This is a genomic window from Ekhidna sp. (assembly GCF_964218185.1).
Classification (GTDB): domain Bacteria; phylum Bacteroidota; class Bacteroidia; order Cytophagales; family Cyclobacteriaceae; genus Ekhidna.
Map to the genome: position 1 here is coordinate 277,148 of NZ_CAXPLV010000008.1, position 24,908 is coordinate 302,055.

Genomic DNA, 24,908 nt, shown 5'->3' on the forward strand with positions numbered 1-24,908 from the left:
TTATAGGAATAACTTTGCACCTCAATTAATTAGAGATCATGCAGTACGGACTTTTCGAAATACTTAGTTTAATAGGAGCCCTAGGATTCTTCATCTACGGAATGAAAGTGATGAGTGAGGGTATCCAAAAGGTAGCAGGTAATAAAATGAGGAACATCCTTAGCTCGATGACTTCAAATCGATTTAAAGGAGTTTTTACCGGATTTACAATCACAAGTTTAGTTCAATCATCATCTGCCACTACGGTGTTGGTAGTAAGCTTTGTAAATGCTGGGCTTTTGTCACTTACAGAGTCCATCGGAGTAATCATGGGAGCCAACATCGGGACGACCATCACTGCATGGCTGATCTCAATCGTGGGATTCAAGGTAAAGATCGCCAGCTATGCACTACCAATTATTGCCATTGGTTTCCCATTAATGTTTTTCAACAAGGAAAAGGTCAAGTTTTGGGGTGAAGTACTTGTAGGATTTGCGCTCCTTTTTATGGGGCTTGCACTACTGAAAGATTCTGTGCCAGATCTAAAATCGAATCCTGAAATACTAGAGTTTTTAAGCCGATATACTGATTTAGGCTACCTATCCATTTTACTTTTTGTACTTATTGGAACAGGTCTTACAGTAATCGTTCAGTCATCAAGTGCTGCTATGGCCCTCACGTTAGTTATGGCCAACAATGGATGGATTCCGTTTGAATTGGCAGCAGCAATGGTGCTCGGGGAAAACATTGGCACTACCATCACTGCTAACCTGGCAGCAATTATTGGTAACGTTCATGCCAAAAGGGCTGCTCTTTCACATCTGATATTTAATATCTTCGGTGTATTGTGGATACTTGTTCTAATAAGACCAGCACTCAATCTAGTAGACTGGTATTTGGTATCAAGTGGCTCTGATTCACCTTTTGTTACAGCCACCAGCATTCCGATTGCACTTTCAATCTTCCACTCCTGCTTTAACATAATGAATACACTCCTCCTTATTTGGTTTGTGAATTTCATCGCAGCTACGGTAACGAAAGTCATAAAATCAAGCGGAGAAGAGGAGTTTAAACTGGAGTACATCAGCACAGGGCTGATGAATACAGCTGAACTTTCAATTGAAGAAGCGAGAAAAGAAACTGTTCGTTTAGGTGAAATGACACAAAAAATGTCAAAGCAATTCCAAAACCTGATTGTTGAGGAAAAACCTAAAAAGCAAAAGAAGCTACTTAAGAAAATCCGTGATTACGAAATCATGACGGATCGAATGGAGCAGGAAATCAGCGAATACCTGATGAAGGTGTCATCCGGAACCCTAAGTAATACTAGTACGATTAAAATGACTAGCCTGCTAAGTGCTGTCAATGATTTGGAGCGAATAGGAGATATCTTCTTCCAAATGTCTCGCGACGTTGATCGAATTCTAAAAAGTGGAAAGACCTTTAAAAACAAGCAGGTAAAAGGCCTTCAAGAGATGATGAACTTAATCGATGAAGCGCTTTCTATTATGGTAGCGCATCTTGATTCAACTGGTAAGATTAACTCTTTAGAGACAGCCATGATCGTTGAGGAGAAAATTGACAACCTTAGAAATTCACTGAGAAAAGACCTCACTAAGGATATCAAAAAAGATAAGTACGATCCACAACGAGATGGATGGTACAAGGATCTATTCCACCTGTGTGAAAAGGTCGGCGACCATGCCATAAACGTTTCTGAAGCCATGACTGGTGAAAAAGAAAGGGAATTAAAAGAAGAGCTAGAGGTTGAATGATTAGCAGCGATCTACTCTTGTCATCAGACATGAGAAAAAGTAGCTTCCAAACTATAACGTCAAGGACCATTGTCATTGTCCTGTCGATACTCTTTTTTCTGCTCTCTATTGAGCTGATGGGACTTTCGATTGGGGAAATGACAGGCGGACTGGCAGACACGATTTCCACCGTGACTGCTAATCCATTTATTGGACTTTTCATTGGCTTGCTTTCTACTGCACTATTGCAGAGTAGCTCCACCACCACCTCGATTACCGTGGCAACTGTAGCTTCTGGAGCGATCAGTCTGCAAAATGCTATACCCATTGTAATGGGTGCCAATATTGGTACCACTATTACAAGTACCATTATTTCACTTAGCTATATTTCTAAGCAGAAGGAGTTTAGAAAAGCAGTAGCAGCTGGTACCTCACATGACTTTTTCAACATTCTAACTGTACTCATATTATTTCCAATCGAAGTGAACTATCACTTTCTCGAAAGAATAAGTGCGCACATTTCCTCAGCTATTCACATTGTTGACAAAGTAGAAGTTGGCCAGTCAGGAAGCTACGGGTTCACCTCTATCTTTGACGTAGGAACTGAGTGGATACTATCTTCTTTCGGCCCTATTTTCACACTTCTTTTTGGTGTTATTATACTTTTTGCATGTATAAAGTTCATCTCAAAATGGCTTTATAAAATCCTCATTGGAAAGACCAAGGATCGTTTTGAAAATGTGGTTTTCAAAAACAAGTACAGAGCATTCGGATGGGGGCTGGTGATTACATCTGTTGCTCAGTCTAGCTCCTTGACAACATCTCTAATTGTCCCGCTTGTGGCCACAGGAAAGGTAAAAATCAAGAAAGCATTTCAGTTCATCATGGGTGCAAACATTGGAACCACGATTACTGCCTTGTTGGCAGCAATTTTCCAATCAGATGCAGCCATCAGTCTGGCAATAGTTCATCTGTTATTTAACCTGACAGGGGTAATATTCTTCTTCCTAATCCCTTACCTCTCAAACATTCCCGTTTATCTGGCTAAAAAAATGGGAAGGGTGACGATGAACATAAGACTGGTAGGTTTTGCCTATGTATTATTTGCTTTCTTTTTGATCCCTTTTACACTGATCTACTTTTCTCAGGATGAAAAATCACAAGATCCTGTGGAAATCACAACAGAAGATTAGCTTTGTGACTAAACATCGCTAATATGGCATCTTCGGCAAGAAAAGTGATCGACAACATAGTTGAGTTTATTGAAATAAAAACCGAGCAGATAAAGCTTAGAATTATCTCTCGTGTGGCTAAGATGCTTTCCGGAGTTATCGCACTGTCCATGCTAGCCATGCTTTCACTTTTTTTCCTATTCTTTCTCACCTTTGCTTTTGCGGAAATGATCAATACAAGTCTTGACAGTACTTACCTAGGCTACCTGATCATTGCGGGCGCATATTTGTTTTTGATTGTGGTGGTGGTTCTTTTGGTAAAATCAAGAAAACTGCAACGGTGGATTGAAACGGCTATTGTAAAATTAGAAGAAGCCAAATATGAGCAAGAAAGAAACAATTGAGGATCAGGTAAAAGCACTCACCCGGAGGGAGGAGAAGCTAAAGCTGCAATTGAGCAGTGATTCAGACGAGCTGAAAGAAAAAGCAAAGCATGTAGGTAAAATCGCACTTATTGCCGGGCTTGTAGCAATTGTTGGATACTGGATCTTTACCCTTTTTGCTGATGATGACGAGGAAGAAGATCGGCCAAAAAAGAAGAAAAAGAAAAGCAAATCCGCATCCAATGGAATCTCATCCAGACTCACAGCATTGGCAATTCCATATCTTGAGAAATTTTTAAGTGGGGTAATGGATGATTCGGATGATCCAAAAACACCTTCAAAAGACAAGAAAAAAACTGAAGTGAAAGAAGATTAGACGTTCATCAAGGACTCTCTTCTTCGCATCTTACCGGCAGGAATTCCAAACATCATTTTGAAACGTCTGCAGAAATAGGCTGTATCCTTATAGCCTACCTCCTTACCTATGTCTCTAATGCTTTTCTTACTGGTCCTCAAAAGATTCACAGCTGCTTCCATCCGCTGATACTCGATATAATCCTGCGGATTAATCCCAGTCAACATCTTAAAGTATTGACCAACGTAATCCTCAGATACATTAGCCACATTGGCTAGCACTTTATTAGAAAGATCATCTGACAAATGCTCTTTGATGAAAGTGAAAATATCTATGAGTCGTGGATCCTTAAAGTAAGTGCTGTTGGTGGCCAATTTTTCCACAAACAAACTATTGTTCAGAATGTAACGGATAAGCTCAATCGTCATATTCTCCGTGAGCACTTTAACGATCCTATCACGGCCCGGCATGCTATCCTTCACCTCATCAGTGATTTGTTTAATAAGCCCGGCCAGCTTATAGTTCTCCTCGATTTTAAATGGAGGTATATCCAGAGATGAAAAGAAGTTTACAGAGTCAAATGCCTTGGCGTCAAATGCTACGTAACTATAGTGCTCCTCACTTACCGTGTGCTCACTTGAAGACTTCAGAAACTGATCTTTATTGGTTAGAAAATCATCCTTAGATAAGATGGTAGGCGATCCAGACCCGTAGCTCATCGATATTGGTCTACCTCCAGGAACGAAGATCACATCACCTTCGGTTGCTACCTCTTTTTCTTTACCAAACTTTATTTCTCCGCCTGTTACAAGCAAAAGATAGTTTTCAACCTCATAGTTATTATCAATCGTGACAGGCTTCAAAATATTAATATTTTTAGCCTTTACGAATCGAATTTCAAGAGACTCTATGATCTTATTGTAATCCTCCATTTATGAATAAAGCTGGTTAATCTATTAATAAATAGTAAAATAATAGGACGAATCTAATAATATTCATCCTCAAAACCTAATAAACGAAGGGGGTGAAGAGTTTCGTGTATTGAACTATTTCAATAAACTTCGAGAAATGACGATTCGCTGTATTTCAGAAGTACCCTCATAGATCTGGGTGATCTTAGCATCACGCATCAATCTTTCCACATGATATTCCTTCACGTATCCATATCCACCGTGGATTTGAATGGCTTCTACAGTTTGTTTCATGGCTACCTCAGATGCAAATAATTTTGCCATAGCGCCCTCTCGAGAGAAGTCCTCTCCAGCGTCTTTTTTCTGAGCTGCTTTTAGACACAATAGTCTTGCGGCTTCAATTTGAGTGGCCATATCTGCCAGTTTAAATTGGATAGCCTGATGTTTAGCGATCTCTACTCCGAACGCTTTTCGCTCTTGAGCATATTTTAGTGCCAGCTCCATAGCTCCGGATGCTATACCCAACGCTTGCGACGCAATTCCAATTCTTCCACCATTAAGTGTGTTCATGGCAAACGTAAACCCGAATCCATCTTCACCTATTCTGTTAGCCTTAGGGACTTTTACATCCTGAAACATAAGCGAGTGAGTATCACTACCTCTGATTCCAAGCTTGTCTTCTTTTTTTCCGACTGTGAAGCCCTCCATTCCTTTCTCCACGATCAGCGCATTGATCCCCTTGTGCTTCTTCTCAGGATCAGTTTGAGCCATCACTATATAGTACGAAGCAGAATTTCCGTTTGTGATCCAATTCTTAGTTCCGTTTAGAAGGTAATAGTCACCCATGTCTTCTGCAGTAGTTCGCTGAGATGTTGCATCAGACCCAGCCTCTGGTTCAGAAAGGCAGAATGCGCCAATTTTCTGACCGCTGGCCAAAGGCGTGAGGTACTTTTCTTTTTGCTCCTCATTGCCATACTTTTCCAGACCCCAGCACACCAGTGAGTTATTTACAGACATACAAACCGAAACAGAGGCGTCAATTTTTGAAATCTCTTCCATCGCCAAAACGTACGAAACAGAGTCCATGCCACTACCTCCATATTTAGGGTCGGTCATCATCCCCATGAATCCCAACTCTCCCAACATTTTGATTTGCTCAGCAGGAAACTGCTGTTTCTCATCACGCTCAATTACTCCAGGCAAAAGTTCCTTTTGAGCGAAATCCCTTGCTGCATCTCTTACTGCTAATTGCTCCTCTGTAAAGTTGAAATTCATCTGATTGTCGGATTTAATTAAGAATTGGCCGCAAATATATTCATTGTTGGCTGTGTAGACTATCAACCATAAAAAAAGCCCCAATGTTTGGGGCTTAGTATATCTTTTTTCTCAGTAATCCTAATCGCGACTACCTAGGAAAATCATCACATAATAAAGTAAGGTAGCCAGAGCTCCCAGTGCAGCCACAAGGTATGTTGATGCTGCCGCATTCAACGCATCTTTTGCCATAGCGTGCTCACTATCATCCACAATATTTCTATCCTTAATCCATGCTAGCGCTCTGTTGCTTGCGTCGTATTCTACCGGAAGTGTGACGAATGCAAAAAGTGTAAATACACTATAACATCCAATAATGACTAAAATGGCCAGTTGGAAAGGTATGACCTGTGGTAACAGGAAGGCACCAAAAAACATCATCATGAATACGGCGTTTATCACCTTGGCACTAACATTTTGCACCGGCACCATCGCTGATCTAAACTCAAGCCATTGGTAAGCTTTAGCATGCTGAACCGCGTGACCGCACTCATGCGCTGCTACCGCTGCGGCCGCTGCTGACCTTCCATTGTAGACATCAGGGCTTAGGTTTACGGTCTTGTTGGCCGGGTTATAATGATCTGTCAACTTTCCCTGAACGGAAGTAACTGTCACATCATAAATCCCATTATCTCTCAGCATCAATTCGGCTATTTCTCTTCCAGAAAGCCCAGAACCTAACTGAACCTGAGAATATTTTTTGAATTTATTTTTCAAACGAGTGCTGACTGCCCAACTGGCAATCATGAACACCACAATAATTATTAACAACATTTTTCTTCTTTTTTATGATTTCATAAATCAATGCCAAGTATCGAAAATACGACAATTGATTGTTTAATGTTCCACCAATTTCGAGCCAGATTTTCTATCTGTCATTTTGTCGCCTGCTGCCTAGTCTTCCGCCTAATCATAAAAGAAATAATCAAGGCAATACTTCCAAACAAAGCAACTGCAAGAATCTGAGATGTGTGAAGTAAAGTAGCAAGAAATACACCTGTAGTTTCATCTACCGAGTAGAGTAAAAGCATGCCGGCAATCATACCATGATAAGTTCCAAATCCACTTTGTACAGGTATTGAAAGAGCGATTCCGCCTGTAATAAGAAGCATAAAACCAGCACCAACTCCCAGGTGTGCTGTCTCTGGTAGTGAGAATATAATGATGTATGACATTAAGAAGTACACTATCCACAAAACAGCAGTAGACAGTAAAAAACCAACCGGCCTTTGGATGCTTTTGAGAGAAAGTAATCCAGAGACAAATCCTTTTACTATTTCAGCTACTTTTCCTTTTAGCTTATCCTGCTTCCTCAGGAAAAGAACCAAGGCAACTATACCAATACCCCCAATACCTATTAATGAAATGACCAAATACGATGGAATATTTAAATCCCTGTAGGCGCTAGATAGAAATTGTAAAAGACGATCTGACTCTACAATTAAGCTGACGAGAATAAGTAAGAACAAAGTCAACACATCTATAATTCGCTCTGTAACAACACTCCCAAGCGCGGCAGGAACTTCCACATTGTCGTTCCGTTTCAGCACTCCACATCGCGTTAATTCTCCAAGCCTTGGTAGTGCCAGGTTGGCTAAGTAGCCAATCAGAACCGCCAAAGTTGTTCTTGAGGTTTTCAAATTATATCCGAGGGGCTCCAAGAGGATATTCCATCGATAAGCGCGAGCAACATAGGCAACAATTGAAAGTAGAATTGAAAGTATGACCCAGCTATAATCAACCGATCTGGCACGATCCCAGAATTCAACCCAGTCTATGTTTCTAAATACTAGATATAAAAGTGCTGCTGCCAGTGCAGCACTTACTAAAATCTTGAAAAGTGTGATATATTTCTTGGACATTCAGATTAAGAACCAAGCCGATTCTTTTCATCAGGGAAGATAACAATTGGTTCGTGTGATTTCGCTTCCTCTCTGTCTACAGAGCAATAAGATATAATGATGACGATATCACCAACTTGAGCCTTACGCGCTGCAGGACCATTGAGACAAATTTGACCTGAGCCTCTTACTCCTTTGATCACATATGTTTCCAGTCGCTCTCCATTGTTAATGTTGACGATCTGAACCTTTTCATTCTCAATCAAATTTGCAGCATCCATTAAATCCTCATCTATGGTAATAGATCCTACATAATGAAGCTCCGCCTCAGTAATTTTTACTCTGTGAATTTTTGATTTGAGTACCTCTATGAACATGCCCTTCCTATTTGAGGCGCAAATATAAATTATCGATCAGTCTTACGCCCTCTACATAACCCGCAACACATACAGCAAGTTCAGTCACTGTATCATAAGATTTGATCTCAGATAAATCAGCAGGGTCAACTACTCGCAGATATTCCAAATCAAAGCCCTCAGCACTAAAAAACATTTCATTCACATTCTTCAGTATTGAATCGAAATCCTCTTTTTTCAGAATCCCACTCCTAAAGCGATTAAGCCCTTTGAAAATAATTGTGGCCTCCTTTCTCCCCTTATCAGACAAACGAGCATTACGAGATGACAGTGCCAAACCAGAATCTTCCCTTACCGTCCCCACCCCGATTATTTCTGTAGGAAAATTCAAATCAGTGCACATCTTCCTTATCAGAATAAATTGTTGAAGATCCTTCAATCCAAAATAAGCTCTATCAGGCTGTGTAAGGTGCAGAAGCTTACTTACAACTATCCCAACTCCTTCAAAATGCCCAGACCTGAATTCACCTTCAAGAACTGTAGCCATTTTACCGAAATCAATAGAAACAACAGGCTTCTCTGGATACAACTCCTTTTCTGATGGGGTGAAAACCACATCAATATTTAGCTTCTTTAATCCCTCTAAATCCTGCTCAATAATTCTGGGATATTTGGCTAGATCTTGCTCATTATTAAACTGAAGTGGGTTTACAAAAATACTGACAACCACAACCTCATTTTCATCCTTGGCTCGTTGTATTAAGGAAAAATGCCCTTCATGCAAGGCTCCCATAGTAGGTACAAATCCGATTGATTTACCTTCCTTTTTCAGGGCAGAAATAAGATTGGAGAGCTCGATGGAAGCGCTCAAAACGCGCATATAGACTTTTGTTTTAATCGGCTAACTTATTGAAAGCGTTGATAATAAATCAAAAAAATGGTAAATTTGTGCTCATTTTTAAGGTCCCATCAAGAAATAAATCAATAGCACGTATGGAAAACATTAGAATCCTCTATGTGGCAAGCGAGATCAATCCATTTCTCAAAACCACAGAAGTAGCGGAGTTTGTGAGAAGGCTGCCCCAGGCAATGCAGGAAAGGGGAATGGAAATCAGGATTTTAGTTCCACGATTCGGACTGATAAACGAGCGGAAAAATCGTTTGCACGAGGTTGTACGATTATCTGGAATCAACATTGCAGTTGGTGACGAAGAGAAGCCACTAGTAATCAAAGTGGCATCTATACCTAATGCCAAGTTGCAAGTCTACTTCATTGATAATGAAGATTACTTCTATAGAAAATCTGTGTTCTTTGATAAAGAAGACAACTTTTTTGAAGACAATGACGAAAGAGCAATTTTCTTTTGCAAGGGCGTTTTAGAAACGGTAAAGAAACTAGGTTGGTCGCCTGACATCATTCACTGTAATGACTGGATGACAAGCTTAATTCCTCTTTACACGAAAACGACATATAAAAACGATCCTATTTATAAGGATTCCAAGACCGTTTTCACAATTTATAACAATCGATTCAAGCACAAATTTGGAGATGACTTGTTAGAAAAGGTGAAAATGATCGATATTGACGACCAAATGCTTGACCCATTGAAAACTGCGGATTATGATGGTTTCGTTAAGCTTGGCATGCAATATGCGGATGCTGTGATCAATGCGAAAGAGGAAAACACTGAAAGCTTCAAAAAGCTAATTTCAGATTTAGGAGACAAGAAAACTGACACGATTGAAAAGGATGAAAATTTTGAAGAGTCTTACTACAACTTATACAATGAACTTATTGGCTAAGAAACTCTCAATTAAAAATATGTTGAAACCGGGATTAATGCTTTTGATCCCGGTTTTTTTCGGCTGTGAAACTCAAAATGATCTTGGTATCAAATATGGACTAGACACTGATGCCAATGTTAAATTCGTGGAATTCACTCTTCCAGCGACTAATGTTTATATAGATAGCTTAAGGACGGACAGAGAAAACCGCATTCTAGTTGGCAAGCATTTTGATCCATTAACAGGAGGTGTTTCAGCAGAGGGTTATTTTCAGTTTTCCTACGAAAAAGGGCCACTACCCAGAGGGGTTAACGAATCTTCAGATACAATAAAATTAGATTCAATTATTGTAACTTTCGAAACTGGAGCAACAATTCCCCAAAGAGGTGATACATATATTGAGTTTGATTTATATGAACTTCAGGACACTCTCGAAAATGGTGCCATCTATTTATCAAACTTGCAACAAGCAACTGGTAGTATGATAGGGAGTTATTCCAAATCAATTAATGTGGCACTAGATACTCTATTTAGAATAAAACTTGACAATATATATGCTCAAGAAATATTTTCTCAAATAGGTGATATAGCCGAAGATGATTCAAAGACAATTTCGACATCAGTTTTTAAATCACTAGGCATTATTTCTGGCTCATCATCTGAGAGTATTGCTTCCATGAATCTCCTGTCTGATACAAGTAGGATGATAATATTTAGTTCGCCTGTTGATCCTGATGCAAAAGACACTACCTACTTGACCTATTTCAGGCTCAGTGGAAAGCATTACACATATCTAGACAGGAATAGATTAGGTTCGGGTTATGACGGAATAACAGAAAAGTCTGATTTTGCTCTATCAAATGGACAAACCATCATTGATCCACTTGCCGGAATAAGCACTTCTTTTTCTATCAAAGAACTTGAAGAATTCTTTAAAGAAAACGAAAGAATTTTAATAAATAATGCAATTACTTCATTTGAGTTTATTTCTGAAGATAATCGTGACACATTGGTGAGTTTCATGAGTTATTTCAGAAAAGCTGATAAAGGTATCTACGGCCCTGCAATTCTTAGTAATCCTTTTGGGAACATTGTCATGTCAGACAATGGTTACTTAGGTAGGGAGTCCCTACCTGCTGTTGCTACTTTAAACAGTAATAAAAGTGAGATTTTATTTCCGTCAACACTATTCTATCAACAACTTCTAAATGTATATGATGCTGGCACATTAACTTTTATTAACCCCTCTACAGGCGCATCAATTCAAATAGATGATTTGGTTTTACTTTCTTCTGAAAGTACTTCTCTTCAACGAACTATTTTTAAACCAAATGGTATTAAGTTAAGGTTGTACTATACAGAAGTTGATCAATAATCCGAACATCAAATGTGTGGAATCGTTGGATATTTAGGAAAGCAGGAAGCATACCCAATTCTTATTAATGGATTAAGAAGACTTGAGTACAGAGGGTATGACAGTGCTGGAATTGCCGTAATTGAAAATAAAGAGATAGATGTCTTTAAGAAGCAAGGTAAAGTATCTGATCTCCAAGCAATCACCTCCAATCAGAGTTTGAAAAGCCATATCGGAATAGGTCATACGCGATGGGCCACCCATGGGGAGCCGAACGATGTAAATGCACATCCCCACCTATCCAATAGCGGTGAATTGGCTCTGATTCATAATGGTATTATTGAAAACTATGGTGCTATTAAGGAAGATCTTATTCATAAAGGATACACCTTCGAAAGTGAAACAGACACTGAGGTTTTTGTCAATTTTATAGAGGATATCAAGAAAAAGGAAGATATCCCATTGGAAGATGCCTTAAGAATAGCACTTTCTAAGGTCATAGGCGCATATGCAATTGCAATTATTTCTAAGGCGAATCCAAATAAAATGGTGGCTGCCAGAAAAGGCAGTCCACTTGTTTTAGGACTAGGGAAAGATGAGTTTTTCCTCGCTTCAGATGCCACGCCTATTATCGAACATACGAATGAAGTCATCTATTTGAAGGACGAGGAAATTGTCGTCATAGAGGGCAGTGAGTATCATATCAAGGATTCAAAGGACATTCCCCAAACTCCATACATACAGACGTTGGAATTAGAGCTGGAAGCCATAGAGAAAGGTGGTCATGAGCACTTTATGCATAAGGAAATCTTCGAACAACCAATCTCAATAGCCGACTGCATGCGCGGAAGACTAAATAGCAAAAGTGGAGAATTGGTTCTCGGCGGTATTCGAAACTATGCTAAAGCACTAGAAAATGCCGAGCGAATTATAATTATAGCATGTGGAACCTCATGGCATGCTGGGCTAGTTGCTGAATATATATTTGAAGATCTTTGCAGAATACCTGTTGAGGTTGAGTATGCATCCGAATTCAGGTATAGAAATCCGGTTATCAAGGAAGGTGACATTGTTATTGCTATTTCCCAGTCAGGAGAGACAGCCGATACATTAGCAGCTATAGAGCTTGCTAAAACTAAGGGGGCAATCGTATTAGGAGTTGTAAATACTGTTGGGTCCTCAATTTCCAGGGTATCCCACGAGGGAGCTTATCTTCATGCCGGACCTGAAATTGGTGTGGCGTCTACCAAAGCATTCACTGCGCAGCTCACCGTCCTTTATATGATTGCTCTTCGAGCAGCTAAAAACAAAGGCACTATTGCGGAAAGTAGATTCAGAGAACTGTTGACTGAACTTAGTCTAATTCCACAAAAAGTAGAAAAAGCCTTAAAGTCCAACGACCAGATTGAGGAAATATCAGACATGTTTAAAAATGCCAGCAACTTTCTTTATCTAGGTCGAGGCTATAATTTTCCTGTTGCCCTTGAAGGTGCCCTTAAACTGAAGGAAATATCTTATATCCATGCCGAAGGATACCCAGCTGCTGAAATGAAGCACGGCCCTATAGCCCTCATTGATGAAAACATGCCAGTGGTGGTAATTGCAACTAGAGACAGCAGCTACGATAAAATTGTCTCCAATATCCAAGAGGTAAAAGCGAGAAAGGGTATTGTGATTGCTGTTGTAACAGAGGGTGATTCATTGATTCCTAAGATGGCAGACTTTACTATAGAGGTTCCGGCAACTCATGAATCTTTAATGCCACTTGTTTCTGTGATACCACTACAGCTTTTAAGCTATCATATAGCTGTAATGAGAGGCGCGAACGTAGATCAGCCCAGAAATTTGGCAAAATCGGTGACAGTGGAATAACTTTCCAAAATGAAGGAAATTATTAACTCACAAAAAGCACCTGCTCCAATCGGGCCATATTCTCAAGCGGTAAAATCAGGAAACACACTGTATGTTTCAGGTCAAATCCCTATCGATCAATCGACCGGAAACCTCATCGAAGGATCAATAGAAGAAGAAACAGAACAGGTAATGATGAACCTGAGCTATATTCTGGAGGAAGCAGGGTTATCATTTGAACATGTTTTAAAATGCTCCATCTTCGTTTCCAGCATGGATAACTTTGCCCGCATTAATGATGTTTACGGAAAGTACTTCCAGAAAAATCCACCAGCCCGGGAAACAGTAGAAGTAAGCAAGCTTCCTAAAGGAGTTAATGTGGAAATCTCCTGCATTGCTACATTCTGAGTAATACATGCCGTCTGGCTTATCTTTCAGTCTTCTGATTCTTATTTTTGCGCTCCAATTCAAAAGTATAGATGGAAAACGTAAGAGTAAGATTTGCCCCAAGCCCCACTGGAGGCCTCCACATTGGAGGAGTTAGAACTGCCCTGTTCAATTATTTATTTGCCAAAAAAAATAATGGCACATTTATACTACGAATTGAGGATACTGACCAAACTCGTTTTGTAGAAGGCGCTGAAGATTATATAAAAAAAACACTGGATTGGTGCGGGATAGCTCCAGACGAAGGCCCTGATCAGGGAGGCGAATACGGTCCCTATCGGCAGTCTGAAAGGAAAGACATCTACCGAAAGTATGCAGAAAAACTCATCGAGGATGGTAATGCATACTATGCTTTTGATACACCTGAGGAACTCGAAGCAATGAGGGAGCGACTCAAAGAAGCAAGGGTCGTCAACCCACAATACGACACGATTACAAGAACTACCATGAAAAACTCTTTGACACTTGACAAAGAGGAAGTGCAACGACGACTGGACAATGGTGACCCTTACGTAATTAGAATTAAAATACCTAAAAAGGAAGAGGTCCGACTCAATGACATGGTTCGAGGTTGGGTCATGGTTCACACTGAAGTGCTCGATGATAAGGTCCTTATGAAATCAGATGGGATGCCTACTTATCATCTGGCTAACATTGTTGATGATCATTTGATGAAAATCACTCATGTTATACGAGGCGAAGAATGGTTACCTTCAGCACCACTTCATGTGCTGTTATACAGATTTTTAGGTTGGGAAGATGAAATGCCCCAATTCGCGCACCTCCCACTTATTCTCAAACCTGATGGAAATGGGAAGCTAAGCAAGCGTGCAGCTGACAAAGCTGGCTTCCCAATTTTTCCATTGAACTGGGTAGATCCTGAAACCTGCGATCTCTCTCGGGGATTTAAAGAGACTGGTTTTTTACCAGAGGCATTAATCAACTTTTTAGCATTTCTGGGATGGAATCCTGGAACGGAGCAGGAGATATTTTCGCTTGAAGAGTTGACCAAAGAATTTTCTGAGAAAAGGATTAACAAGGCAGGCACAAAGTTCGATTTTGATAAGGCCAAGTGGTTTAATCAACAATACATCAAAGCGACTGATTCCAATGTTTTCGCTGCTGATCTGGTTAAAGAATACAAGCAGAAATACAATATTGATTGCCCATCCGAAACAGCCATTCAAATTGTAGACTTACTCAAAGAGCGTGTCACTTTTCCAACAGAGTTTGCAGATGGAGGACTGGCTATTTTCCAAGCACCAACTTCTTTTGATGAGAAGGTGTTGAGTAAAAAATGGAATGAAGAATCGCCAAAAGCGTTGACTCTGTTTGCTGATACCCTCGAAAATCATGAGAATATCAGCGCCGAATCAGCGAAAACCTTGTTTTGGGAAACTCTTGAAAGTGCGGGATACAAGCCGGGTCAGTTTATGCAGACACTGCGCCTGGTTCTTACCGGCGAAGGTTCTGGTCCTGACCTAATGACAATGATTGAGATTATGAGCGGAAAAAAGGCCGCTTTGCGAATTAAATCGTCAATAGAAGCGTTAGAAAAGTAGAAAAGACTAAAAGGCTATGAGCAAAAAAGAAAAGGCCCGTGTACATAAGGATCTGGATGGACTAGAGCTAAATGTAGATTCATTTGGTGAAATCTCGTCCAATATGCCAATTGACAAACTCAACCAGTTTCTCAACAAAAATGTGAAAGATAAAAAACTGAAGGATCGAGATGATTTGGATGACATAAAAAAAGACTAGCAAGCTGCTTCATCAGCTACCAGCCAATTGACTAATTTCGCACCAATTACTACTAAGCGATTATGACTAAAATTGGCATTATCAAAGAGGGAAAAATTCCGATAGACAGGCGTGTACCTCTCACTCCTATCCAAGCAAAACAAATCACAGAAAATTTTGATGTTGAACTAGTCGTTCAATCCAGTGATATCAGGTGCTTTTCAGATGACGACTATCGAAATGCCGGTCTCAGAGTGGTAGATTCTATTGATGATTGTGATATCATTCTTGGGGTTAAAGAGGTGCCAATACCCAAGTTAGTTCCTAATAAAACCCACTTCTTCTTCTCTCACACCATTAAAAAGCAAGATTATAACAGAGATTTGCTACGATCCATTCTGGATAAACAAATCCGTCTGATAGATTGGGAAACACTTACAAATGAGAGTGGTAATCGAATTATTGCTTTTGGTAGGTGGGCTGGTATAGTAGGTGCGTATAATGGACTTTGGACCTATGGCAAACGGTACAATCTTTTTAACCTAAGAAGAGCTCATGAGTGCTTTGACTATGATGATCTGAAAACTGAGTTTAGCAAAATCAAACTTCCTAATATCAAGATTGCTCTTACAGGAGGTGGGCGTGTTGCCAAAGGAGCTATGGAAGTATTATTAGGTGCCGGCATCAGTCAGGTTACTCCTTATGATTTTTTAACTCAACGATTCAACGAACCTGTCTTCACTCAACTCAACTCCAGAGATTATAACAAACGAATAGACGGTGGCGCGTTTCATCGAAACGAATTCTATAAGAATCCTGAATTATATGAAGGTGATTTTTTAAAATATTCGAAGGTCACGGACATTTTAATCGCATGTGCATTTTGGGATCCGGCTGCTCCTGTACTTTTTCAAAGACAGGACATAATCCGAGACGATTTCGATATTAGAGTAATTGCCGATATCACCTGCGATATTGAAGGCTCTATTCCTTCGACAAAAAAGCCCAGCACTATAGACGACCCGATCTATGATTACAATCCAACTGATGATGAGGTAGAGCAGGCGCTTACGGATGAAGGAAACATCACAGTGATGGCAGTAGATAATTTGCCATGTGAGCTGCCCAGAGATGCTTCAGAAAGCTTCGGAAATGAATTGGTAAATAATGTAATACCTCATTTGCTCGGAAATGATGAGAAAGGCATTATTGAAAGAGCGACCATTACCAAAGATGGAAAGCTGACTGACAAGTATTCCTACTTGCAGGATTATGTTGATGGAAAATAAAAAACCATCCGCCATTGTCGGATGGTTTTTATTAAATGAAAGCTATCGCTATTTGTTAGTTTTCAAATTCTGCAAAGAGTTCTTCAATCTCAGCTAAAACCGGCTCCATAATCTCTTCAAGATTTTCAGTGCTGCCATCTGCATATTTTACATATGGCACATAGTCATTAAATCCTGGCTCAACTTCTTCCAACTCGAAGATGATATCCCCCAATTTAGAATTGCCGGAGTAAAGGTCTAGATTGATATAATCGTTAGGATCAGAATCATCGGTGATTTCACTCAGATCAACATTTCCAACGATTTTTAAATCTCGGTATTGAACATAGCCCTCAAATTCAAGTGGATTCTCTTTAGCATCAGATTCAAAAGTTACCTCTACATCAATTCCGACGATCACCTCGTCATCAATTGAGATACTGGTAAGGAGAGAGGTCTTATTCGCAAATGTGTTTTTAAAGTCCAGCACAAAAGTGAACGGCTTTATGAAAAGAGAAACTTCAGCCTCTTCAGGATTCCCAGTACTAGACCAGTTTGCTGCAAAATCAAGCTCTATAAGCGTAACGTCATCGACTTTAACATAACCCACAATGACCGTTGGCAACTCATATTGATCTACAAACTCTCCATGATCCTCTGTAATCGTAACAAACTCTAGTTGCGATATCTTCAGTTCAGCATTATTGGTTTCTGAACCTTCAGTAGGAAATTTTACTATGAAATATTCAGAAGCCTCCTTATCAAAATCCTGGGTTTCCGGATTCCACTCATACAGTCCTTTTATTTCATCAAAGGAAGTAGGTTCGGTATTATTCGTTCTTGCTGCCGGGCCATTCACGAAATATTGAATAATTAAATCCAATCGTTCCTTGGTCCAGGCCTTTTGACTTTTTCTTCCACCTATTACCGAAGACCCTTCGACTAAATTCGCAAAATCAAGGAGAGCATGCGCACCGTCTGATTCTACCAGTGCTATAATATCATCTCCCATCTTATCAGCCGTAGCATTGATAGCCGCTGATGCCTCTTCTGGTGTTAGGTCTACAGTTTGTTCATCATCATTTTGGCATCCGGTAAGAACAAAAAGTCCTAAAAGTGATGCAGCAAATAGTTTTTTCATAGTGATAGAGTTTACCTATTTAAAGATTTATTGTAATTATTCGTTGAGGCACATAAAAAAAGCCAGACCCCTAAGTCTGGCTTTAGATTTAATTTTTGTTCGACGAACTAGCCATTCATGCTGACCAGGAACTCATCATTATTGGCCGTACCCTTCATTTTGCTTAGCAAAAATTCCATCGCTTCATTGCTATTCATGTCCGACATGAACTTGCGAAGTATCCAAACTCGCTTCAGCTCTTCAGGATCCATCAATAGATCTTCACGTCTGGTTCCTGATGCAGGCACGTCAATCGCAGGATATACGCGCTTATTCGAAAGTTTTCTATCCAATTGAAGTTCCATGTTACCGGTTCCTTTGAATTCTTCAAAGATTACCTCATCCATTTTTGATCCAGTCTCAATCAATGCAGTAGCTATGATCGTTAGTGACCCACCATTCTCTACATTTCTGGCTGCACCAAAGAATCGCTTAGGTTTATGAAGTGCATTAGCATCCACACCTCCGGAAAGAATTTTTCCTGATGAAGGCACTACTGTGTTGTGAGCTCTCGCCAATCGTGTGATTGAATCCAGAAGGATCACCACATCATGACCACACTCCACCATTCGCTTAGCTTTCTCAAGTACCATGTTTGATACTTTTACGTGCTTATCAGCTTGCTCATCAAAAGTTGAAGCTATTACCTCGCCTTTAACCGAACGCGCCATGTCTGTCACTTCCTCCGGACGTTCATCAATAAGCAATACCATCAAATAGCACTCAGGGTGATTCTCAGCAATTGCATTAGCAACATTCTTCAAAAGAACAGTCTTACCGGTCTTTGGCTGAGCTACAATCATCCCTCTCTGCCCTTTTCCTATTGGAGAGAAAAGGTCAAGAATACGAGTTGAATAATTATCTGGCTTAGTGCTTAGGTTTAATTTTTCCTGTGGAAAAAGTGGAGTCAGGTACTCAAACGCAACTCGATCTCTTACTTCTTCAGTGGTTTTACCATTTACAGTCTCCACCTTTAAAAGTGCGAAGTACTTCTCACCGTCTTTCGGTGGTCTGATTTGACCTTTTACGGTATCTCCGGTCTTTAGGCCAAAAAGTTTGATCTGTGATGGAGATACATAGATATCATCCGGACTTGCCAGATAGTGATAATCGCTAGATCGAAGGAATCCGTAACCATCTTGCATGATCTCCAGCACGCCTTCGTTTTCAATTACACCATCAAATTCTTTGATTTCCTCGTTGTAAGCTTCTTTTTTTCTTCGCTTCTCCTGACGCTCTGCCTCACGCTCTGCTCTCTGGCTGTCTCTCTCCTGACGATCCTTGTTGTCGCCATCTTTCTTCTCTTTATCTTTATCGTCTCCTTTCTTATCATCGCTCTTCTTATCATCACGACGCTTATTATCAGGGCGATCTTTGCTTTCTTTCTTATCTGACTTATCGTCTTTCCTGTCCTTGTCAGATTTTTCCTTTTTAGGTGCTGCTTTTTTCTCAGCTTTTGGCTCCTCTGCCAATGCTCCGCCTAAAGTTTCATTCTTGATTTTTTTGATCTCGCCTTCCGGCATACTTGCCTGCTGATCGAGGATAGCGTAGATAAGGTCCTGCTTTGCAAGTTTCTTGTGGTTCTTAATTCCTAGCTTCTCTGCTATCTCCTTCAATTCGGATAGCAGCATTACACTAAGATCATCTAAAGTGTACATAACTGTGTATAAAAGTGGGTTTCAAAATTTAATTGTAAAATGATTCCGAAGAATACGTGGTAATCGCTTGTTTGCTTTGTTAAGCTGAAAAACCCGGATGAGTTTTTCGTGGATTGCTTCGCAATGATAGACTATCCCCCACTATTTCACAAATAGCAACTAAAAATTTACTAAATATAAAATCTGGGGTTATTTCAGTTCAAAATCATTTTTCTTTGCGACCTGAAAGAAAATTACAATCCAATGTTGCAGGTTGCTACTATAGAAAAAGATTTTGGTCGCTGTGTAAAAGGACTGGAAAAAAGAGGTATAGAGGGTGCTGAAATGCTACTCAAAGATGTACTAAAGCTTGATGATCAGCGCAAAAAACTCCAGGGCGAGCTTGATGAAATCCTGCACGAATCAAATAAGTTGGCTAAAGAGATTGGTCAGCTATTTCAGCAAGGAAAAAAAGATGAGGCAGAGGCTGCTAAAGCAAAAACCTCTGATCTGAAACAGAAAAGCAAAATGCTGGGAGAAGAACTCAGCGGTGTTGAGGTTTCATTATCTAAGCATCTGTATAATATCCCGAATATTCCTCATGAGTCTGTACCGGCCGGCAAATCTGATGAAGATAACGAGGTTGTAAAAACGGTTGATGATACTATTCCTGACCTTGGTGAGCACAAGAAGCCACATTGGGATCTGATTGAAGAATTTGACATTGTGGATTTTGAGCTTGGAAATAAGGTGAGCGGCGCTGGATTCCCTTTTTATAAAAAGCAGGGAGCCAGATTGGTACGTGGAATGATCAATTATTTTCTAGACAAAGCTGCCGAAGCAGGATATGAAGAAGTACAACCTCCTGTGGTAATTAATGAAGCTTCGGGTCTTGGTACAGGACAGCTACCAGATAAAGAGGGTCAGATGTATCATATGGAAGCAAACGACCTTTATTTAATTCCAACGGCTGAGGTTCCCATCACCAACATGTATAGAGATGTAATCCTGAAGGAAGATCAACTACCTATCAAGCATGCCGGACATACACCTTGTTTTAGGAGAGAGGCAGGATCATGGGGCTCGCACGTTCGGGGACTGAATAGACTTCATCAGTTTGACAAAGTAGAAATTGTTCAAGTGGTGGAGCCATCCAAATCGTATGAAGTACTGGATCAGATGGTAGAGCATGTTGAGGAATTGATTAAGTCTTTGGGGCTGCCTTACAGAATCCTTAAGCTTTGTGCGGGTGATCTTGGATTCACATCTGTGATAACCTATGATTTTGAAGTGTACTCTGCTGCACAGGAAAAGTGGCTGGAGGTGAGTTCTGTATCAAACTTCGAGACCTTCCAGGCGAATAGACTCAAACTCAGAATCAAGAATGCAGAAGGTAAAAAAGAACTGGCGCATACTTTAAATGGTAGTGCCTTGGCGCTCCCGAGAATTATGGCGGCACTGCTGGAAAACAATCAGGCAGGAGATCATATCAAAATGCCGGAAGTTCTGCATCCATACCTCGGATTTAAGGAGATTAGAAAAAGCTAGCAACCTCTGATGTAAAGTAGTTCGGTGATTTCTTAGCGGATGCTTAAATTCATAGCTCAATAAATTGAAAGCTATGAAAAAATTAACCTACCTAGTGGCGATTGCTCTTCTATGGGCTTGCCAACCACAAGAAAGACAGGCTCTTGATCTTAACTATCCGGAGACTAAAAAAACAGATACCACAGATATCTATTTTGGTACTGAGGTTTCTGACCCCTATCGCTGGCTTGAGGATGATACTTCCGACGAAACAGCAAATTGGGTGACCGCCCAAAATCAGGTAACCAACGCATACCTCAGCAATATCGATTTTAGGGATGAGGTGAAGGCGCGCCTTACAGAACTCGAGGATTATGAGAAAGTGAGTGCTCCTTTCAAAGGAGGAGATTATTACTATTTCTACAAAAACGATGGCCTTCAAAATCAATCGATACTCTATCGAGTGAAAAATTTTGAGGATGAGCCTGAAGTATTCTTAGATCCAAACTCTTTCTCGGATGATGGCACAACTGCTCTTGGTGGGCTTAGCTTTTCAGATGACTACAAATACACAGCTTACAGTATCTCAGAGGGTGGATCGGACTGGAGAACGGCATTCATCATGCATACGGAAACCAAAGAATTGCTAAGTGATAAAATCAAGTGGATCAAGTTTTCCGGAATGAGTTGGTATAAAGATGGCTTTTACTATCAACGATTTGATGAACCCAAAGAGGGCGATGAGCTCTCAGCTGCCAATCAATACGGGAAGGTTTACTATCACAAAGTCGGAACGGATCAATCGAAGGACAAATTGATCTACTCCAACCCTGATAATCCTGAAAATCGATTTGGCGCAAGTGTGAGTGAAGACGAAAGATTTCTTTTCATCTATTCTTACACAGGCACTAGTGGCAATGAACTATATGTAAAGGATCTCTCTGACCCTGCCAGTGACTTCCGGCCTATCATTACCGGATTTGAGAATGACCATTATATCGTAGACAATGATGGCGATGATTTGATTATCCACACCAACCTGGAAGCACCAAACAACAGAATTGTGCGAGTGAATTACAAAAATCCTACTTCGGAAAATTGGGTGGACATGATCCCCGAAACCGAAAATGTGATGACAGCTAGCACCGCAGGGGGAAATATTTTCACTTCTTACCTCATAGATGCTAAAACTGCAATTAAGCAATACGACTATCAGGGAAATTTGATCAGGGATGTGGATCTACCAGGCATTGGTACTGCAAGTGGATTTGGGGGTGCACTTGAAGATGAAGAACTCTTTTACAGCTTTACTTCCTTCACCGTTCCATATTCTGTTTACAAATACGATATATCAAGTGGTGAATCAGAACTACACAGAAGACCGGAACTGGATTTCAACCCGGACGAGTATGAAACCAAGCAAGTCTTCTACACCAGCAAAGACGGCACGAAAGTTCCCATGTTTATTGTCCACAAAAAAGGTATTGAAATGAATGGCAAAAATCCAACGTGGCTCTATTCTTATGGTGGATTCAACATTAGCCTGAAGCCTTCATTTAGTACTTCACGACTGGTATGGCTTGAAAATGGTGGAGTGTTTGCCATGCCAAATATCCGTGGTGGTGGTGAGTACGGTGAGGAATGGCACAAGGCTGGCACCAAGCTTCAAAAGATCAATGTGTTTGAAGACTTTATAGCTGCAGGCGAGTATCTGATCAATGAAGGATATACTTCTTCAGATTACCTCGCTCTTCAGGGAGGATCCAATGGAGGACTGCTTGTAGGCGCCACTATAAATATGAGACCTGACCTGGCCAAGGTGGCTTTCCCAATGGTGGGTGTGATGGATATGCTCCGCTATCAGCACTTTACCATCGGACGAGCGTGGGCGGCAGACTATGGCACCTCTGAAGACTCAGAGGAAATGTTTAAATACCTCTACTCCTACTCTCCTGTTCACAATATTGATCCTGATGCAACATATCCGGCAGTTATGGTAACTACGGCTGATCATGATGACAGAGTAGTGCCAGCTCATTCATTTAAGTATGCTGCTACACTTCAGGAAAAAAATCCTGACAACCCTAATCCGCTGCTTATTCGAATTGAAACTAAAGCAGGGCATGGAGCCGGGATGTCCACTGAAAAACGCATCGAACTGAATGCCGATATGTACTCATATGCCTGGTACAATATGGGTGTGATCCCTGAATTGGCTAAGAAAAAGATGTAATCGAAATTATCAGTACTCAAACCCTGCTCCTCACAAGTGCAGGGTTTTTTAATTTTATACCATGTTAGAAATCAGAAAAGGAGAAAAGAAAGATCTGCCCAAAATCCTGAACTTAATAAAGGAGCTTGCTGAATATGAAAAGGCGCTTGATCAGGTAGAAAATACAGTTTCAAGAATGGAAGAAGATGGTTTTGGAGACCAGCCTGTTTATGGATTCCTTGTTTGTGAAGAGAATGGCAATCTTATCGGAACATCAATCTATTACTATCGCTACAGCACCTGGAAGGGGAAGAGACTTTATTTGGAAGATCTTGTCGTGACCGAATCAAGGCGTGGCGTTGGAGCTGGCAAGCTGCTTTTCGATGCAACCTTGGAAATCGCCAAAGAAACCAGCTGTACCGGCATGATGTGGCAGGTGCTGGACTGGAACGAGCCAGCCATCAATTTCTACAAGAAGTACAATACCAGGTTTGAAGATGACTGGATCAATTGCAACATTGACTTTTAAACCTCTTCCAGCACAGTTCTGAAAGCAGCCATTTTCGTTCCATACCGAATGATTGATTTCTTTTGAATTTTTGGAGCCACCGTGTTTAAGTAAGTTTCCAAATGTCCTAATGTTTCTGCCATGTATTGAATTGCATAGGTAGCTCCAGTATCATCCTGACCTTCAGAAAGCATCTTCATCATGCGATGCTCTACAAAAAAACCTGTATCCATAACTTCAGGAATATGCGTTTCCTTCATCCATTCCACCCAGTCCTGCTCCACATCAGCATCTATATTGACAGTCACATTGTATAATATCATTCGTTGTTTTATTAGGTTTGGCAAAGTAAGGAAACGAGAAACTAACATATCTAGGTTTCAAACAATTTTATCTAACTGCTGGTTATTGTGGGCATGAGCGTCTATTCCATCAAAGACCTGGAGCATCTATCAGGCATAAAGGCACATACAATCCGGATATGGGAACAGCGCTATAATTTATTTTCGCCTCAGCGAACAGCAACAAATATTCGGTTTTATAATGACGATGACCTAAAGCTGATCCTAAACATAGCATCCCTAAAGAATCATGGGATCAAAATCAGCAAGATCGTTGCGTTACCGAAAGAGGCATTAGCCCAGGAGGTAGAAAAGATCGGAAGAGAGCAACTTTCTCATGAGGATCAAATAAGCGCACTCACCATAGCTATGATCGATCTGGATGAGCGAAGCTTTACATCCGTCCTTGATGAATGTATTGGCAAATTGGGCTTTGAGCGAGCTATGCTGGAGATAGTCTATCCTTTCATGAGAAAAATAGGGATTCTATGGATGATAAACTCAATCAATCCCGCACAGGAACATTTCATCTCTCACCTGGTTAGGCAAAAGCTAATTGTAGCAACTGACGAAGCTCAGGTAAATGAAAGTAGTCCCTTGTTTCTTTTATTCCTCCCAGAGGGAGAATTGCATGAATTGGGAATTCTCTATGCTAATTTTTTGCTTAGATCTCAGGGATTCAGAACCGTTTTTTTTGGTCAGACGGTTCCGTTAGAAGCACTGGAAGAAGTATATCACAAGCTCAACCCAGACTACCTAATGACGGCCATGACCACCGCGCCTGACCCCAATGAGGTGCATCAGTTTGTAAAGCAGCTTGGTGGTAAGTTTAAGGACAGCAAAGTATACATTACTGGTAGCCGTGTCATAGATGAAGAAATAGAACTTCCTTCAAATGTGAAAATCCTGCGACAATTTGAAGACTTATCTCAGCTCACCCGAGCAATCACTTTAGACGAAGCTTAATTAGTCACTTTTTTTCAGCTCTGTCAG

24 protein-coding genes are annotated in these 24,908 nt (G+C 40.5%); 15 read left to right on the forward strand and 9 right to left on the reverse strand.

Annotation, left to right across the window (positions count from 1 at the left end):
• Positions 1-38 precede the first annotated feature (38 nt).
• Genes ACEQZT_RS13955 through ACEQZT_RS13970 form a run of 4 tightly spaced genes read left to right on the forward strand, consistent with a single transcriptional unit; the run spans position 39 to position 3,664 of the window.
• Positions 39-1,754: a Na/Pi cotransporter family protein gene (locus ACEQZT_RS13955; protein ID WP_370090066.1), complete on the forward strand. Its 1,716-nt coding sequence runs from the start codon at positions 39-41 to the stop codon at positions 1,752-1,754.
• 29 nt (positions 1,755-1,783) lie between these two features.
• Positions 1,784-2,926, forward strand: a complete 1,143-nt coding sequence (locus ACEQZT_RS13960) for a Na/Pi symporter (protein WP_370090067.1) — start codon at positions 1,784-1,786, stop codon at positions 2,924-2,926.
• A gap of 23 nt (positions 2,927-2,949) precedes the next feature.
• Entirely contained in the window at positions 2,950-3,309 is a 360-nt protein-coding gene (locus tag ACEQZT_RS13965; RefSeq protein ID WP_370090068.1) for a hypothetical protein, read from the forward strand.
• Positions 3,287-3,664: a hypothetical protein gene (locus tag ACEQZT_RS13970; protein WP_370090069.1), complete on the forward strand. Its 378-nt coding sequence runs from the start codon at positions 3,287-3,289 to the stop codon at positions 3,662-3,664. The genes ACEQZT_RS13965 and ACEQZT_RS13970 overlap by 23 nt, the downstream gene beginning before the upstream one ends.
• On the opposite strand, the gene ACEQZT_RS13975 is transcribed toward ACEQZT_RS13970, so the two are convergent.
• The 6 genes from ACEQZT_RS13975 to panC form a co-directional block, all read right to left on the reverse strand.
• Positions 3,661-4,575: a helix-turn-helix domain-containing protein gene (locus ACEQZT_RS13975; RefSeq protein ID WP_370090070.1), complete on the reverse strand. Its 915-nt coding sequence runs from the start codon at positions 4,573-4,575 to the stop codon at positions 3,661-3,663. The two genes, ACEQZT_RS13970 and ACEQZT_RS13975, sit on opposite strands and share 4 nt — an antisense overlap.
• 114 nt (positions 4,576-4,689) lie before the next feature.
• A complete protein-coding gene (locus ACEQZT_RS13980) occupies positions 4,690-5,829 on the reverse strand; it encodes an acyl-CoA dehydrogenase (RefSeq protein ID WP_370090071.1) in 1,140 nt (379 codons plus the stop codon).
• Between the two features lie 120 nt (positions 5,830-5,949).
• Positions 5,950-6,642: a zinc metallopeptidase gene (locus ACEQZT_RS13985; RefSeq protein ID WP_370090072.1), complete on the reverse strand. Its 693-nt coding sequence runs from the start codon at positions 6,640-6,642 to the stop codon at positions 5,950-5,952.
• A 101-nt stretch (positions 6,643-6,743) separates the two neighbouring features.
• The gene (locus tag ACEQZT_RS13990; RefSeq protein ID WP_370090073.1) at positions 6,744-7,730 is read right to left on the reverse strand and encodes a lysylphosphatidylglycerol synthase transmembrane domain-containing protein; all 987 of its coding nucleotides are present in this window, start codon (positions 7,728-7,730) and stop codon (positions 6,744-6,746) included.
• A gap of 5 nt (positions 7,731-7,735) precedes the next feature.
• Positions 7,736-8,086, reverse strand: coding sequence for an aspartate 1-decarboxylase (panD, locus tag ACEQZT_RS13995; RefSeq protein ID WP_370090074.1), 351 nt, complete (start codon positions 8,084-8,086; stop codon positions 7,736-7,738).
• Between the two features lie 7 nt (positions 8,087-8,093).
• On the reverse strand, positions 8,094-8,945 hold the full coding sequence (gene panC, locus ACEQZT_RS14000) for a pantoate--beta-alanine ligase (protein WP_370090075.1): 852 nt from the start codon (positions 8,943-8,945) through the stop codon (positions 8,094-8,096).
• A gap of 113 nt (positions 8,946-9,058) precedes the next feature.
• On the opposite strand from panC, the gene ACEQZT_RS14005 reads away from it, so the two are divergent.
• The 7 genes from ACEQZT_RS14005 (at position 9,059) to ACEQZT_RS14035 (ending at position 16,531) form a co-directional block, all read left to right on the forward strand.
• Positions 9,059-9,868 (forward strand): glycogen/starch synthase, encoded by an 810-nt coding sequence (locus ACEQZT_RS14005; RefSeq protein WP_370090076.1) that lies wholly within the window; start codon positions 9,059-9,061, stop codon positions 9,866-9,868.
• Positions 9,861-11,225 carry a DUF4270 family protein gene (locus ACEQZT_RS14010; protein ID WP_370090077.1) on the forward strand — a complete coding sequence of 455 codons (1,365 nt, stop codon included), beginning with the start codon at positions 9,861-9,863 and terminating at the stop codon, positions 11,223-11,225. Before ACEQZT_RS14005 ends, ACEQZT_RS14010 begins: the two co-directional genes overlap by 8 nt.
• 12 nt (positions 11,226-11,237) lie before the next feature.
• Positions 11,238-13,076, forward strand: coding sequence for a glutamine--fructose-6-phosphate transaminase (isomerizing) (glmS, locus tag ACEQZT_RS14015; RefSeq protein ID WP_370090078.1), 1,839 nt, complete (start codon positions 11,238-11,240; stop codon positions 13,074-13,076).
• 9 nt (positions 13,077-13,085) lie between these two features.
• Positions 13,086-13,463 (forward strand): RidA family protein, encoded by a 378-nt coding sequence (locus ACEQZT_RS14020; RefSeq protein WP_370090079.1) that lies wholly within the window; start codon positions 13,086-13,088, stop codon positions 13,461-13,463.
• Positions 13,464-13,534: 71 nt separating this feature from the next.
• Positions 13,535-15,064, forward strand: a complete 1,530-nt coding sequence (gene gltX, locus ACEQZT_RS14025) for a glutamate--tRNA ligase (protein WP_370090080.1) — start codon at positions 13,535-13,537, stop codon at positions 15,062-15,064.
• 16 nt (positions 15,065-15,080) lie between these two features.
• Complete coding sequence (locus tag ACEQZT_RS14030) at positions 15,081-15,263, forward strand: hypothetical protein (protein WP_370090081.1); 183 nt, start codon at positions 15,081-15,083, stop codon at positions 15,261-15,263.
• Positions 15,264-15,325: 62 nt separating this feature from the next.
• A complete protein-coding gene (locus tag ACEQZT_RS14035) occupies positions 15,326-16,531 on the forward strand; it encodes an NAD(P)-dependent oxidoreductase (RefSeq protein WP_370090082.1) in 1,206 nt (401 codons plus the stop codon).
• Between the two features lie 55 nt (positions 16,532-16,586).
• Here ACEQZT_RS14035 and ACEQZT_RS14040 read toward each other — a convergent pair whose 3' ends face one another.
• Together ACEQZT_RS14040 and rho are read right to left on the reverse strand one after the other, a co-directional pair.
• A complete protein-coding gene (locus ACEQZT_RS14040) occupies positions 16,587-17,651 on the reverse strand; it encodes a hypothetical protein (RefSeq protein WP_370090083.1) in 1,065 nt (354 codons plus the stop codon).
• A 107-nt stretch (positions 17,652-17,758) separates the two neighbouring features.
• A complete protein-coding gene (gene rho / locus ACEQZT_RS14045; protein ID WP_370090084.1) occupies positions 17,759-19,348 on the reverse strand; it encodes a transcription termination factor Rho in 1,590 nt (529 codons plus the stop codon).
• 243 nt (positions 19,349-19,591) lie between these two features.
• Between rho and serS the strand changes: the two genes are divergently transcribed.
• From serS to ACEQZT_RS14060, 3 genes are all read left to right on the forward strand, one after another.
• Positions 19,592-20,875, forward strand: coding sequence for a serine--tRNA ligase (gene serS / locus ACEQZT_RS14050; protein ID WP_370090085.1), 1,284 nt, complete (start codon positions 19,592-19,594; stop codon positions 20,873-20,875).
• A gap of 73 nt (positions 20,876-20,948) precedes the next feature.
• Positions 20,949-23,087, forward strand: coding sequence for a prolyl oligopeptidase family protein (locus ACEQZT_RS14055; protein WP_370090086.1), 2,139 nt, complete (start codon positions 20,949-20,951; stop codon positions 23,085-23,087).
• A 61-nt stretch (positions 23,088-23,148) separates the two neighbouring features.
• Complete coding sequence (locus ACEQZT_RS14060) at positions 23,149-23,595, forward strand: N-acetyltransferase family protein (RefSeq protein WP_370090087.1); 447 nt, start codon at positions 23,149-23,151, stop codon at positions 23,593-23,595.
• On the opposite strand, the gene ACEQZT_RS14065 is transcribed toward ACEQZT_RS14060, so the two are convergent.
• Positions 23,592-23,897, reverse strand: coding sequence for a DUF4286 family protein (locus ACEQZT_RS14065; RefSeq protein ID WP_370090088.1), 306 nt, complete (start codon positions 23,895-23,897; stop codon positions 23,592-23,594). The genes ACEQZT_RS14060 and ACEQZT_RS14065 overlap by 4 nt on opposite strands.
• Positions 23,898-23,990: 93 nt before the next feature.
• On the opposite strand from ACEQZT_RS14065, the gene ACEQZT_RS14070 reads away from it, so the two are divergent.
• A complete protein-coding gene (locus ACEQZT_RS14070; RefSeq protein ID WP_370090089.1) occupies positions 23,991-24,881 on the forward strand; it encodes a MerR family transcriptional regulator in 891 nt (296 codons plus the stop codon).
• Positions 24,882-24,908: the final 27 nt, after the last annotated feature.